Annotated in this window: 13 protein-coding genes; 9 read left to right on the top strand and 4 right to left on the bottom strand. The window is 72.6% G+C overall.

From position 1 onward, the window contains the following. The first annotated feature begins 245 nt into the window (after window positions 1-245). The 5 genes from RM572_RS20345 to RM572_RS20325 all read left to right on the top strand — a co-directional run bounded on the left by RM572_RS20345 (window position 246) and on the right by RM572_RS20325 (window position 4,797). Window positions 246-764, top strand: a complete 519-nt coding sequence (locus RM572_RS20345; RefSeq protein WP_311674805.1) for a hypothetical protein — start codon at window positions 246-248, stop codon at window positions 762-764. Window positions 765-882: 118 nt separating this feature from the next. Next, window positions 883-1,452 carry a TetR/AcrR family transcriptional regulator gene (locus RM572_RS20340; RefSeq protein ID WP_311674804.1) on the top strand — a complete coding sequence of 190 codons (570 nt, stop codon included), beginning with the start codon at window positions 883-885 and terminating at the stop codon, window positions 1,450-1,452. 42 nt (window positions 1,453-1,494) lie between these two features. Then, the gene (locus RM572_RS20335; protein WP_311674803.1) at window positions 1,495-2,676 is read left to right on the top strand and encodes a GDSL-type esterase/lipase family protein; all 1,182 of its coding nucleotides are present in this window, start codon (window positions 1,495-1,497) and stop codon (window positions 2,674-2,676) included. A 103-nt stretch (window positions 2,677-2,779) separates the two neighbouring features. After that, window positions 2,780-3,439, top strand: a complete 660-nt coding sequence (locus RM572_RS20330; protein ID WP_311674802.1) for a winged helix-turn-helix domain-containing protein — start codon at window positions 2,780-2,782, stop codon at window positions 3,437-3,439. Then, complete coding sequence (locus RM572_RS20325) at window positions 3,436-4,797, top strand: MFS transporter (protein WP_311674801.1); 1,362 nt, start codon at window positions 3,436-3,438, stop codon at window positions 4,795-4,797. Before RM572_RS20330 ends, RM572_RS20325 begins: the two co-directional genes overlap by 4 nt. Here RM572_RS20325 and RM572_RS20320 read toward each other — a convergent pair. Next, the gene (locus RM572_RS20320) at window positions 4,772-5,950 is read right to left on the bottom strand and encodes an acyl-CoA dehydrogenase family protein (protein ID WP_311674800.1); all 1,179 of its coding nucleotides are present in this window, start codon (window positions 5,948-5,950) and stop codon (window positions 4,772-4,774) included. The genes RM572_RS20325 and RM572_RS20320 overlap by 26 nt on opposite strands. 87 nt (window positions 5,951-6,037) lie before the next feature. Between RM572_RS20320 and RM572_RS20315 the strand changes: the two genes are divergently transcribed. The 4 genes from RM572_RS20315 (at window position 6,038) to RM572_RS20300 (ending at window position 9,781) form a co-directional block, all read left to right on the top strand. Further along, window positions 6,038-6,784, top strand: coding sequence for a TetR/AcrR family transcriptional regulator (locus RM572_RS20315; protein ID WP_311674799.1), 747 nt, complete (start codon window positions 6,038-6,040; stop codon window positions 6,782-6,784). Between the two features lie 78 nt (window positions 6,785-6,862). Next, window positions 6,863-8,440, top strand: coding sequence for a methylmalonyl-CoA mutase family protein (locus RM572_RS20310; protein ID WP_311674798.1), 1,578 nt, complete (start codon window positions 6,863-6,865; stop codon window positions 8,438-8,440). Further along, a complete protein-coding gene (locus RM572_RS20305; protein WP_311674797.1) occupies window positions 8,437-8,901 on the top strand; it encodes a cobalamin B12-binding domain-containing protein in 465 nt (154 codons plus the stop codon). The genes RM572_RS20310 and RM572_RS20305 overlap by 4 nt, the downstream gene beginning before the upstream one ends. A gap of 97 nt (window positions 8,902-8,998) precedes the next feature. Beyond that, window positions 8,999-9,781, top strand: coding sequence for an IclR family transcriptional regulator (locus RM572_RS20300; RefSeq protein ID WP_311674796.1), 783 nt, complete (start codon window positions 8,999-9,001; stop codon window positions 9,779-9,781). 60 nt (window positions 9,782-9,841) lie between these two features. Here the strand turns inward: RM572_RS20300 and RM572_RS20295 are convergent, their stop codons facing one another. Genes RM572_RS20295 through RM572_RS20285 form a run of 3 tightly spaced genes read right to left on the bottom strand, consistent with a single transcriptional unit; the run spans window position 9,842 to window position 12,973 of the window. Further along, entirely contained in the window at window positions 9,842-10,273 is a 432-nt protein-coding gene (locus tag RM572_RS20295) for a Zn-ribbon domain-containing OB-fold protein (RefSeq protein WP_311674795.1), read from the bottom strand. Beyond that, window positions 10,264-11,442 (bottom strand): thiolase family protein, encoded by a 1,179-nt coding sequence (locus tag RM572_RS20290; protein WP_311674794.1) that lies wholly within the window; start codon window positions 11,440-11,442, stop codon window positions 10,264-10,266. Before RM572_RS20290 ends, RM572_RS20295 begins: the two co-directional genes overlap by 10 nt. After that, on the bottom strand, window positions 11,435-12,973 hold the full coding sequence (locus RM572_RS20285) for an AMP-binding protein (RefSeq protein WP_311674793.1): 1,539 nt from the start codon (window positions 12,971-12,973) through the stop codon (window positions 11,435-11,437). Before RM572_RS20285 ends, RM572_RS20290 begins: the two co-directional genes overlap by 8 nt. Between the last annotated feature and the right edge of the window lie 6 nt (window positions 12,974-12,979).

Below are 12,979 nucleotides of genomic sequence, written 5' to 3'. Positions count from 1 at the left end.
GTTCAGTCCGGCGGGACGGGGCTGCTGAACAACCCCTCCGGGCAGTGGAGTTGCTCCGGGGCGTCCCGCGACGGGGGACGCAGGAGGCGTGGCGCGGGCTCCACGGGGGACACCGGCCCGCGCCACGCCTCGACCACCCCGTGGCCCCGGTCCCGTCCGCTCACCCGCCGCCGCGGGCCCCGGCCGGCTTCCTCCGTCGACGCACGGTCGCCCCGGCCGTGACCGCGATCCCGAAAGGTTCTCCGATGCGTCACGCGCACCCTCTCCGCTGCGGGCTGCTCCTCGCGGCGGCACTGCTCGTCCCGGCCTGCTCCTCCGGCGACACCGGCTCCGAGGCCGGCGACGGGGCCGGCGACGCGGCGCCGGACCGTTCGACGGGCGGCACGCCACGCGCCGAGACGTCCGCCCTTCCCGCCCTCCGGGCGGCGGACGGATCCGATGTGTCGGCGTGCCGCGAGGCGGACTGCGAGATCCTGGTCGACGGCACGGCGGACGTCCCGCTCGCCTCCCGCTTCGGCGTGACGGACTTCCAGGTCACCTACGAGAAGCCGAACAAGGTCACCTTCGACTACGCCCGCCCGGAGACCCGGCACGTCGCCGAGATCAAGGGCACCGGCTTCCTGGGCCTGGCCGACGGCGTCAAGGTCACGATCAAGGACGTCGACGACACCGGTGCCGTGCTCCGTTTCGCGCCCGAGACCGTGGACCCGGCCAACGACCAGGCCGGCGGCTCCCACGGCGTGTACCTCCACACCGAGGGCTGACGCCGCCGCGTAAGGCCCTTCACCACCGGCCACCGGCTTCACCCTCTCTCCAGCTCTGCTATGGTCGCTGCCTACATCCCTTAGGCGGCGACCATACGAATGAAGGCCGGAGGCTCCCGTGCCGCGCAGAGGACTGACCGCCGAGCGCCTGATCCGCGCGGGGGCGGAGCTGGCCGACGAAGCCGGTTTCGAGCAGGTGACGCTCACGGCGCTCGCCCGGCGGTTCGACGTCAAGGTCGCCAGCCTGTACTCCCACGTGAAGAACTCGCAGGACCTCAGGACCGGCATCGCACTGCTCGCCCTGGAGGAGATGGCCGACCGGGCCGCACACGCGCTCGCCGGACGCGCCGGCCGGGACGCACTGACCGCGTTCGCCGACGTCTACCGCGCCTACGCGCGCGAGCACCCCGGCCGCTACACCGCGGCCCGCCTGCCGCTCGACCCGGAGACGGCCGCGGCGAGCGCGGGAGTGCGGCACGCGCAGATGATGCGCGCCCTGCTGCGCGGCTACGACCTCACCGAGCCGGACGAGACGCACGCCGTCCGGCTCCTGGGCGGCGTCTTCCACGGCTACGTCAGCCTCGAACTGGCCGGCGGCTTCGGCCACAGCGCGCCCGACCCGCGGGAATCCTGGCGCTGGATCGTGGACCGCCTCGACGCCCTGCTGCGCCACACCCCCGCTCCCTGACACGCCCCTCCCCCGCCACGCACCGAACGGGACGACGCCACCATGAACGCCGGACACGCCTGGATCACCACGCCCTTCACCGCCGGCCTCCTGCGCGGCGCACTCGATCTGGAGCGCACCCCGCACGGCGTGCTGCCGCACCGGCTGCCCGCGCGCGCCCGCGCCCAGTGCGCCGACCCGCAGCTGGCGATGGCCGAGGCCCAACCCTCCGGCGTACGGCTGGCGTTCCGCACCCGCGCCACAGCCGTCGAGCTGGAGACGCTGCCCACCAGACGGCAGTACGCGGGCACCCCCGACCGCCCGGACGGGGTGTACGACCTGCTCGTGAACGGACGTCTCACCGATCAGGCGAGTGTGACCGGAGGCAACGTCGTCCGCATCGACATGTCGACCGGGGCGGCCGAGCACCTGACCGGCGCGCCGGGAACGCTCCGCTTCACCGGCCTGCCCGGTGACGAGAAAGACGTCGAGATCTGGCTGCCGCACAACGAGATCACCGAACTCGTCGCCCTGCGCACCGACGCACCCGTCGCGCCCCTCCCCGACCGGGGCCGCCGGGCGTGGGTGCACCACGGCAGCTCCATCAGTCACGGCTCCGAGGCGGCGAGCCCCACCAGCACCTGGCCGGCCCTCGCCGCCTCGCTCGGCGGCGTGGAACTGACCAACCTCGGGCTGAGCGGCAGCGCCCTGCTCGACCCGTTCACCGCCCGCGCCGTCCGGGACACCCCCGCGGACCTGATCAGCCTCAAGCTGGGCATCAACCTGGTCAATCTCGACCTGATGCGACTGCGGGCCTTCACTCCGGCGGTGCACGGCTTCCTCGACACGATCCGCGACGGCCACCCCGCCACGCCCCTGCTGGTCATCTCGCCGCTGCACTGCCCGATGCACGAGGACACGCCGGGGCCGGGCGCCTTCGACCTCGCGGCGCTCACCGAAGGGCGCCTCGCCTTCGTGTCGACGGGCGACTCCGCCGAGGTCGCGGACGGGAAGCTGACGCTGCGCGTCATCCGCGACGAACTGGCCGGCATCGTGCGGCAACGCGCCGCCGAGGACCCCCACCTGCACCACCTCGACGGCCTCGCCCTGTACGGCGCGTCCGACGCCGCCACCCACCCCCTGCCGGACGGCCTCCACCCCGACGCCGCCACCCACCGGCTCATCGGCGAACGCTTCGCCCACCACGCCTTCACCCCCACCGGCCCCTTCGCCGCCCACGCTTGATCGGACGACTGCGCGCCACCCGACAACACCGCCGGGTCTTTACCCAAGAACATTCTGCAAAAAATGGTTGGCAGAGTTCTGTGCTGGTTCTACGCTCGCCGGCATGAGTGGCCCAGAGCGAAAAAGGGTGCTGGATCCGGAGCGGGACGGGGCGGCGCTCAAGGCGCTGACGCATCCGCTGCGGATCCGGCTGCTGGGGTTGCTGCGGCAGCACGGAGCGGCCACGGCCACCGAACTGGCCGGGCTCACCGGCGAGTCGTCGGCATCGACCAGCTATCACCTCCGCGTGCTGGCCAAGTACGACTTCGTGGCGGAGGCGGAGCACCGGGACGGCCGGGAGCGTCGCTGGCAGGCGGTGGACGACGTCACGGCGTGGAGCAACACCGCGATGGGGGCGACGCCCGAGCGGCGCGCGCGCGTGGATGTGACGCGGCGGGCGCAGCTGGACCATCTGGAGCGGTCACTCGCTCAGCACGAGGCGGACCTGGCCGCGGGACGGCTTTCCCCGGAGTGGCGAGAGGTGGCCGCGGTCAGCGACCGGGTGCCCCGGCTCACGGCCGACTCGTTGGCGGAACTGTGGGCGTGCTTCGCGGCCAAGCTGGAGGAGCTGACGATCCGGGACCAGCGCGCGGAGGAGACCAGGCAGGTCGTCGTGCTTGCCGCAGGGGTTCCCTTGGCGGACCGAGACGCCACGAGGGACGACACGGGCGGTGGGAACGGTGCGGACGGACGACCCGGTGCTGATCCGGAGATCCAGACGTGACGCCGCGACTCGCCCCGGCGACCGCGCAGCGGCGCTTCGTTCGCGTGACGTTCCTTTTCTGGTTCCCGATCGGGCTGTACATCCCCTCCCAGGTGCTCCTGCTGACGGAGCGTGGGATGGGGCTGGAGGCGGTCGGCGCGCTGTTCGCCGTGCACTCGTTCACCGTGGCCGCGCTGGAACTGCCGACGGGCGGACTCTCCGACGTGCTGGGGCGCCGGGGTGTGCTGGCCGCTGCGGGCGCCCTGTTGGCCGGGGCGCTGACGCTTCTCGCGCTGGGCACCGGGTTCTCCACGTTCGTCGCGGCGATGCTCCTGGCAGGCACCGCCCGGGCGCTGGCCAGCGGCCCGGCGGAGGCCTGGTATGTCGACACCGTGCAGGCGCACGTCTCTTCGGACGCCGGCGCCGGAGACCTGGCCTCGGAGCTGCGGGTCGGGCTGGCCCGGGGCAGCACCGCGCTGGCGCTGGCGCTGGCCGCTGGAACCTCGTGCGGTGGCGCGGTGCCGTGGCTGCTGGGACTGGGCCCCGACCTGGGCACCCGGCTGGTCGACCTCACCGGGGGCGCGGTGATCCCGCTCGCGGTTCCCATGCTTCTGGGTGCGGTCGTGCAGGTCGTCTACCTGCTCCACGTGGCCTTCGCGTTGCCGGAGCCGCCGCGAGCGCCGGTCACCTTCGGGGAAGTGCTGCGCGGTGTGCCGGTCACCGTCCGGCGGGGCCTGCGGCTGGGCGTGGGCGACGCCCTGGTGCGGCGGTTGCTGCTGTCCGCCGGCGCAGCCGGCGCCGCACTGGTGACGGTGGAACTGCTCACGCCGGGTCGTGCCGCCGCCGTCGCGGGCACGCCCGCGTCCGGTGCTCTGCTCTTCGCGGGTCTCGCCTGTGCCGGCTTCGCCTCCACGGCCGCCGGCAGCGCGCTCGCACCGCGGATCGCCGGGATGCTGGGCGGTAGCGAGGTGCGGGCGGTCCGGGCGGGAATCCTGACCAGCGCGGCTGGTCTGCTCCTGCTCGGGGCGACCGCGTCGTGGGGCGGCTGGACCTCGCCTGCCCTGGCCGCGGTGGGCTACGGGCTGATGTACGTGGGGATCGGGGCCTCGGGGCCGAACAAGAACGCCCTGCTGCACCGCCGGGTGGACAGCGCCGGCCGCGCCACCGCGCTGTCGTTCCAATCCCTGTCGCTGCAGGGTGCCGGCGCGCTGGCCGGGCCGGGAGCGGCCGAGCTTCCGAGGGGACCGCTGCCCTGGGTGCTCGCGGCCGGTCTGCTGTTGGTCGCCGCCGGCCTGTGGACTGGGCGCAGGGTCCCGGTGCCGCCCGCGCGGCCGGCACCCGGCTCGCGGGACGTCAGCGGAAGGCCGACTCCCCGGTGAGTGCCTGCCCGATCACCAGCTGGTGCACCTCGGAGGTGCCCTCGTAGGTGAGGACGGACTCGAGGTTGTTGGCGTGACGCATGATCGGGTACTCCAGCGTGATACCCGCCGCGCCGAGCAGGGTCCGGCACTCCCGGGCGACGGCGATGGCCTCCCGCACGTTGTTGAGCTTCCCCAGGCTGATCTGCTCGGGGCGCAGCGCGCCCTCGTCCTTGAGGCGGCCGAGGTGGAGAGCCAGCAACATGCCCTTGCACAGCTCGAGCGACATGTCGGCCAGCTTGGCCTGGGTGAGCTGGTACGCGGCGAGCGGCTTGTCGAAGATGTCCCGCTCCCGGGTGTAGGCGAGCGCGGTGTCCAGGCAGTCGCGGGCGGCACCGAGCGCACCGAACACGATGCCGAAGCGGGCCTCGTTGAGGCAGGAGAGCGGCCCGGAGAGACCGGCCGCCTCCGGCAGGGCCGCGGAGGCGGGCAGCCGCACGTCGTCGAGTACCAGTTCGGAGGTCACGGAGGCCCGCAGCGACATCTTCCGCTCGATCTCGGGCGCGGAGAACCCGGGCGTGTCGGCCGGGACGAGAAAGCCGCGCACCCGGTCGTCCGTCTGCGCCCACACCACCGCGACGTCCGAGACGGAGCCGTTGGTGATCCACATCTTGGTGCCGTTCAGCACCCAGTCGGAGCCGTCGCGAACCGCGTGGGTGCGCATGGCGGCCGGGTTGGAGCCGAAGTCGGGCTCGGTGAGCCCGAAGCAGCCGATGGCCTCGCCGGCGGCCATGCGCGGTAGCCACTCCTGCTTCTGCTCCTCGCTGCCGTGCTTCCAGATGGCGTACATCGCGAGGGAGCCCTGGACGGAGACCAGGGAGCGCAGTCCCGAGTCGCCGGCCTCCAGCTCCATGCAGGCCAGGCCGTACGCGGTGGCGCTGGTGCCCGCGCAGCCGTAGCCCTCCAGGTGCATGCCGAGCACTCCCAGGGAGCCGAGTTCGGCGGCGAGTTCACGGGCGGGGATCGAGGCCTTCTCGTACCAGTCGGCGACGTGCGGTCGAAGCTTGTCGTCGACGTAGCGGCGCACGGTGTCGCGGATGGCGCGCTCCTCCTCGCCGATGGGCGCGTCCGCGCCGAGGAGCTCCAGGGGGCTTCGGGGGGGCGGGGCGGCCATGGGGGCACCTTCCTTACCGAACAGCGTTAGTTATCGTCCTGCGTACACTAACCTGACGCTGTAAGTTTGACCAAGGACTGTGACCCCTTGCCTCGTCCCCGCACCCCCCTGCTGAGCCGCCCGCGCATCCGCGACACGGCGCTGGCACTGATCGACACTCACGGCCTCGACGCCCTCTCCATGCGGAGCCTGGCGCGCGAGCTGGGCGTCCAGGCCCCCTCGCTCTACAGCCACTTCCCCAACAAGGACGCCGTACTGGACGCGGTGGCCAACCTGCTCACCCGGCAGGTCGACACCGCGGGTTTCGCGCACGACTGGCGCACCGGACTGGAACGCTGGGGCCGCTCCTACCACGCGGCGTTGCGGGCCCACCCCCGCGCGGCTCCGGTGGTGGCCGCCGGCACGGGGCGGCGCGAGGACTTCCTGGCCATGGCCAACGCCGTCCACGGCGGCCTGCTCAGCGCGGGCTGGCCACCCCGCTACGCCACCATGATCGCCGCTTCGGTGAAGTACCTGGTGATCGGAGCGGCCACCACACCGTTCGCCAGCGGCTTCGCCGACGACACACGGGTCTATCTCGACCGCCACCCCCACCTCGTGCAGGCCCATCTGATCCCGGCCCACGCCGCGGAGATCGACCAGCAGAGCTTCGAGCTCGCGCTCAGCTCGCTCGTCGCCGGCCTGGAGGCCACCTACGCCACGGTCGCCGGAGGCACGGCCGACGCGCCCACCTCTGGTACAGCCACGACCGGCACGGACGCGGCGGCGGACACGGACACGGCGGCGGACAGCACGGCGGGCACGACCACGGAGGCCAACACCCGGCCCACATGAAACCACTCATTGAAATGGGTGTGCCATTCTGCGAAACTCGTCGGGGAGCGAAGGCCGTCCAGGGAGCGTGACGCACGGATGTCGGCACCACAGCAGGAGGTACCCGGGAACGACCCGGCGCGCGCGAACGACGCCGAGGTTCCCGTGGCCCGCCGCTACGCGTCCTACGACGCGCCCGAAGACGCCGCCCTCCGCGCCTGGGCCGAGCAGCGCACCGCCGCTCCCGGCCCCTACCGTCCGCGCTTCATGGTCTACTCCGGCCTCGGCTCCCCCGAGATGACCGCCCGGCGGCTCGCGCTGCTGCAGGAACTCGGCGCGGAATCGTTCCTGCTCGCCGCCGACCTCCCCTCCCAGCTCGGGTACGACCCCGACCACGAGCTGGCTTTTGCCCAGGTCGGCCGGGCAGGGGTCAGCTGCGCCACACTGGAGGACTTCGCCACCATCTGCTCCGGCCTCGACCTGGAGTCCGCGGACAGCGTGGGCATGCTCGCCAACTCCGTCGGACACATCGGGCTCGCGATGGTGACGTCCGTCCTGCGGGACCGCGGCGCCACCGGCGTGCGCCTGGTGATGCAGAACGACCCGCTCAAGGAATTCACCGCCCGGGGTACCGAAGTGCACGAGCCGGAGCAAGCGGTGCGGATCGCCTGCGACTGCGTGGCGTACGCGATCGACGAGGATCTTCCCGGCGCCGCCCTCACTGTGTGCTCCAACCACTACGACGTCGCCGGCGCCGGCCCCGTCCTCGCCGTGGCGCTCGCCTTCGCCAACGCCACCGTCTACGTCGACGAACTGGTGGCACGCGGCTACGCCCCCGCCGACGTGCTGCGCAGGATGATGTTCTTCCTCAATGAGCGCAGCGACCTCTACGTCGGGGCGTCGCTCTTCCGGACCGCGCGCGGCATCTGGGCCGACCTGGTGGCCGACCGGTACGGCCTTCCCGTCGCGGAGCAGCCGGTGATGTCGCTGATGGGGTACGCCCACGGACTGGAGTCGGCCGACGAGCCGCTGGTGAACATCCCCCGCGTCACGCTCAGCGTGCTCGCCTCGATGGCGGGCGGTGTGGACTACCTCTGCGCCACCGGCTACGACGAGGCGCTGCGCATCCCCTCCGCCGACGCCGCCGCGCTCGCTCTGCGGACGATGCAGGTCGTCGGCTACGAGCACGGGGCCATGGCCTCGCTCGACCCGTTCGCGGGCAGCGCCAAGCTGAACCGGCTCGATGCGGAGCTGGCCGAGCGGGTGACCTCCGAGCTGCAGCGCATCGAGGACAACGGCGGCGCCCTCGAGGCGCTGCGCAACGGCTGGATCACCCGCCGCATCGACGAGGGACGCGGCACCCGGCAACGCCAACTGGAGGAAGGAGTACGCCCGATGGTCGGCGCGAACGTCCTGGCGAGTCCCCGCCACCGGCATCTGTTCGCCGGCAGCAGCGCCGGAGAGGTGGACTTCGCGGCGGTCGAGCGCGACGCCCGCGACCGGCTGCGCGCGCACAAGGAGAAGCGTGACGAGACCGCCGTACGGGGAGCGCTGCGGGAGGTGGAGGAGGCCGCGGCGGGAACCGCCAACCTTCTGCCGCCCACGAGAGCCGCGCTGCTCTCAGGGGCGACCGCGCAGGAGATCGTCGGGGCGACCAGGACGGGGTTCGCGCGATGACCGCTCGGGGACGCACGGCCCAGGGGCCCACGGCTCAGCCCCACACCGTTCACGAGTCCCTCGCCGCGGGGCACACGACCCGGCGACGCGTCGTGCTGGCCAAGGCAGGGCTGGACGGACACGACGTGGGCGTCAACCTGGTCGCCCGGGCTCTCGTCGACGCCGGCTACGAGGTGATCTACCTCGGCAAGCGGGTGTCCACCGACCACATCGTCGGCACGGCGATCGACGAGGACGCGGACTGCATCGGGCTGAGCTGTCTGAGCGGCGGGCTGGGCCACTTCGCCCGCAGGGTCGTCGAACGGCTCGCGGAGGAGGGCGTCGACATCCCGGTGATCGCGGGTGGCATCGACGAACCGTCCGAGGTCGAGCAGATGCTCGCGTCGGGGGTGCGGTCCTACCTGGGGCCGGGCGCGGCGCGGGAGGACGTGGTGGAGGCCGTTCGCTCGGCACTGGCCTGACGCGCGGTCGTGCCGCTGGGGGCGACAGGCGTACGGCCGTGCCACGAAGCCCGCTTGCTACATTGAGGCGCCGGACTGCAGGAGGGTCGCGAAACCAGTGGAGCCAGAAGTCGAGTCGCCGTCGGGGGCGGCACCGGTCCGTTCGGTGGCCCGCGCGGTGGACGTGCTGCTCGCCCTCGGCAGGGGCCCCCGTCGGCTCGCCGAGGTCAGCGAGGAAGCGGTTCTGTCGAAGACCACCGCCTACCGCATCCTCTCCACCCTGCGCCACAAGGGCATGGTCCTCCAGGACGAGACCGACGGCAGCTACCGCCTCGGGCCGGCCTGCTTCCACGTCATGTCGTGCGTCGTCAGCGGGCACGCCGGCTTCCCCTTCGACGCCGGCCGCGACTTGGAGTCGCTGCGCGACCGCACCCAGGAGACCGTGACGGTGCACGTGCGCGCGGGGCTCTCGCGCATCTGCATCCAGGAGCTGCCCAGCCCGCAGACGATCCGTTACACCGCCGGGCTCGGAGCAAGTGCGGGGATCCACGTCGGTTCCGCGGGCAAGGTCCTGCTGGCCTACCTGGACCGCGCCGAACGCGAAGCGCTGCTGTCCTCACTGGAGCTACGCCCGATGACCGCCACGACGGTCACCGACGCCGACGAACTCCGTCGGCAGCTCGACGAGGTCGCCGAGCGCGGAACGGCGTTCAGCACGGGTGAGCGCGTGGCGGGGGCCGTGGGGGTGAGCGCCCCGGTCTTCGACGGCAGCGGCGCGGTGATCGCCGCCCTGAGCGTCCTCGGCCCGGAGGCGCGCATCACCCCGGACCGCCTCACGGACTTCGCGCAGCTGGTGCGGGAGACCGCAGAGCGGATCACCGGTCGCATGCCGCCGATCTGACGGACGGCCCCCGCTTCCGGGCTCCCGCGCCCCCTGTCCGGCCGTTCGTCACCGGACGTCTCACCCGCCTCGGCCCCGCGCCTCCTCCGGCACGGCGGTGGCCGGTTCGAACCAGTACGTCCCCGTACCGTCCTTCGCCGGCCGCACCACGATGCGCACCGGGCAGGGCAGTTCGGCCACCTCCGGGACCGGCCCGCGCACCCGGCCGAAGAGCAGCGGCCCCGACTCGTCCACCGCCACCTGCCCGAGGGTGTACGGCACCTCCACTCCGGGACGGGGCACGTGCACGTCGGTGAAGGTGAGCAGCCGCGCGGTGCGCGCGAAGGGCGCCTCCCGCACGTCCCAGCCGCCGCAGTGGTGGCAGACGGCGCGCGACGGCCACACCGCCGTCGCGCACTGCGCGCACCGGCCGCCGACCAGTACGCCGCGGGCCAGGTCGAAGCGGGGGCGCTCCCCCGTCGGAGACCGGTCGAGAGCCTGCTCTAGTCCCATGCTTCGGTCCTCTCCAGGATGTGGACGTTGCCGGCCGCCGACTCGCCCTCGAGCCACCCGCCACTGTTCTGGGCCAGGGCGACCCGCGGCCGCGCCACCTGCCGGGGGCCCGCCTCGCCGCGCAACTGCCAGACCAGTTCCGCGATCTGGGCGAGGCCGGTGGCGCCCACCGGGTGGCCGCGCGAGGACAGCCCGCCACTGGGGTTCATCGGCAGGGAGCCGTCCAGGCGGGTGGCGCCGCTGCGGAAGAACTCCGAGACACCGCCCGGGGGGCAGAAGCCGAGGTGTTCGGCGTACAGCAGTTCCGCGGGCGCCATGGCGTCGTGCACCTCCGCGACGTCGACGTCCGCGGGGCCCCAACCGGACTCGTCGTAGGCCTTACGTGCGCACAGGGTGGACAGGGTCGTCTCCCCTTCCGGGCGTGCGGTGAAGCCGGAGGCGCCCTGAGAGGCGACCACCCGGACCGTGGGGCGGCCGGCGGTCTCCAGCGCCCCACGCCGTGCGACGACGGCGGCGGCCGCCCCGTCGCAGATGGAGCTGCACATGAGCAGGGTCAGCGGGTCGGCGATCGGCCGCGCGCCGCGTACCTGTTCCGCGGTGACCTCCTTGCGGTGCTGCGCGTAGGGGTTGAGCGCGCCGTTGGCGTGGCTCTTGACCGACACTTCCACGATGTCGTCCATACTCAGCGTTCCCTCGGCGATCAGGCGCCGCAGCCGCATGGCGTAGATCGCGGTGAACTGGATACCGAGCCCGCGCACCACGTCGAGGTCGGCGGCCGACTCCAGCGCGTCGAGCGTACGGGCGAGTTCGGCGACGAACATCTTCTCGAAGCCCACCGCGAGGACGACGTCGGCCGCGCCGGCCCGGACCGTGAGCACGGCCTGGGCCAGTGCGCTCGACCCGCCGGCACAAGCGTTCTCCACGTTGACCACCGGAATGCGGTCGATGCCGATCTCGCGCAGCACGGTCTGCCCGCGCACCATCTCCTGCCCCTGGAGCAGGCCGCCCATGGCGTTGGCCGCGTAGGCGGCCTGGACGTCCTTGACACCGATTCCCGCGTCGACGAGCGCACGGATGCTCGCGACACGCGCCAGATCCTTCAGCGACAGTTCGGGGAAACGACCGAAGGGGTGCATGCCGACCCCCGCGATCACCACATCGTCACTCACAGCCGACCTCCCGTTCGAGTTGCGACTTGATGCCGAGCCGGTCGACCTTGCCGTAGGAGTTGCGCGGGATGTCGGTCCACAGCAGGACCCTCTTGGGGGTGCGCATCCTGAGCCGGGGCCGGGCGAAGGCCAGCACCTCGGCCTCGGTCAGCGCTGCGCCGGCGGCGGGACGGACGACCGCGGTGACGGCTTCGCCCCAGCGGGCGTCCGGGATGCCCAGCACGACGGCCTCGTCGACACCGTGGTGGGCGCTGAGCACGTCCTCCACTTCGCGCGGCGAGATGTTGAAGCCGCCCGAGTTGATCATCTCGTCGCGGCGGCCGCGCAGGTGCACGAAGCCGCGGTCGTCCATCACGGCCATGTCCTTGGTGCGCAGCCAGCCGTCCTGCAGCACGGCCGCGGTCGCCTCGGGCTTGTTGCGGTAGTGCGTCATCAGGTGCGGGCCGCGCACGTACAGTTCACCGGTTTCGCCCGGACCGGCCACGAAGCCGTCGTCGTCGCGCACCTCCACGGCCACGGTCTTCCAGGGACGTCCGGCGGAGAGCCGTACGGCCGGGTCCAGATGGTCCGTCTTCTGCAGGCAGGTGAGCGTCATGGGCGCCTCGGACTGCCCGTAGTCCTGGATGAGTGTGGGACCGAAGCGGTCCAGACACCGGTCCAGCACGGGCGCCGGAATACTGGAGGCGCCATAGACGATCGTCTCGTAGCCCCACTCGCCGGACTCTGCGGCAAGGATGGGCTCCAGCATGGCGGGGACGGCCTTGAGCGTGCGGATCTCCGGGCGCCGGGAGAGGGCCCAGACCTCCTCCGCGTCGAACTTCTGCTGCACCTGTACACCGGCGCCGCTGAGCAGGTACGGCAACGTGAAGTAGCCGGCGCCGTGCGAGAGCGGCTGGGTGAGGACGATGCGTTCACCCGGGACGACCGGGCCGACCTCCAGCAGCAGGTTGTAGGCGACCTCGCGGACTGCGCGGTGGGAGAGCACCACCCCCTTGGGCCGGCCCGTAGTGCCGGAGGTGTACGCGATCCAGGCCGGCTCCTCCGGGTCGGACGCGCGCAGGCGCACCTCGCCGGACGACTGCTCCACCAGGTCCTCGATCCCGGCCCCTGCGGCGCCGGGGCCGTCGAGCGCGATCAGGACCAGGCCGAACGCCTCCCGCAGGGAGGTCGCCTGTTCCTCGAACTCGGCGGAGTAGAAGAGGGCGGCCAGCTCGGCGTCGCCGGCGATGTAGCGGAAGTCCTCCAGGTGCAGGCGGGCGTTGAGCGCGACGCGCACCCGGCGCCCGAGCGCGATGGCGGTGTCCGCCTCCAGGTAGGCCGACCGGTTGTGCGAGAGCACACCGACCGTCGCGCCCTGCGGTACGCCGAGCGCGTCGAGAGCGTTGGCGAGCCGTTCGCCTCGGGACAGTAGCTGTTCCGCCGTCCAGGCCACGTGGCCGTCGTCCACCGCGACCGTGCCGGGGAACATCCGCGCGGCCCGGCGCAGCAAGTACGCGATATCCAGGGCGATCTCCTCCTGTCGGCGCCCCACGGTGAA

Origin of the sequence: Streptomyces hazeniae (assembly GCF_031845485.1) — a bacterium.
In the GTDB taxonomy this organism is placed as follows: Bacteria; Actinomycetota; Actinomycetes; order Streptomycetales; family Streptomycetaceae; genus Streptomyces; species Streptomyces hazeniae.
The sequence above is the reverse complement of the archived record's forward strand: the minus strand, read 5'-3'. Positions and strand labels throughout refer to the sequence as shown.

Excerpts from the sequence above, each read along its gene's own strand:
- RM572_RS20345 (WP_311674805.1), top strand. The coding sequence starts at position 246 with ATGCGTCACGCGCACCCTCTCCGCTGCGGGCTGCTCCTCGCGGCGGCA.
- RM572_RS20335 (WP_311674803.1), top strand. The coding sequence starts at position 1,495 with ATGAACGCCGGACACGCCTGGATCACCACGCCCTTCACCGCCGGCCTC.
- RM572_RS20330 (WP_311674802.1), top strand. The coding sequence starts at position 2,780 with ATGAGTGGCCCAGAGCGAAAAAGGGTGCTGGATCCGGAGCGGGACGGG.
- RM572_RS20320 (WP_311674800.1), bottom strand. The coding sequence starts at position 5,950 with ATGGCCGCCCCGCCCCCCCGAAGCCCCCTGGAGCTCCTCGGCGCGGAC.
- RM572_RS20310 (WP_311674798.1), top strand. The coding sequence starts at position 6,863 with ATGTCGGCACCACAGCAGGAGGTACCCGGGAACGACCCGGCGCGCGCG.
- RM572_RS20305 (WP_311674797.1), top strand. The coding sequence starts at position 8,437 with ATGACCGCTCGGGGACGCACGGCCCAGGGGCCCACGGCTCAGCCCCAC.
- RM572_RS20295 (WP_311674795.1), bottom strand. The coding sequence starts at position 10,273 with ATGGGACTAGAGCAGGCTCTCGACCGGTCTCCGACGGGGGAGCGCCCC.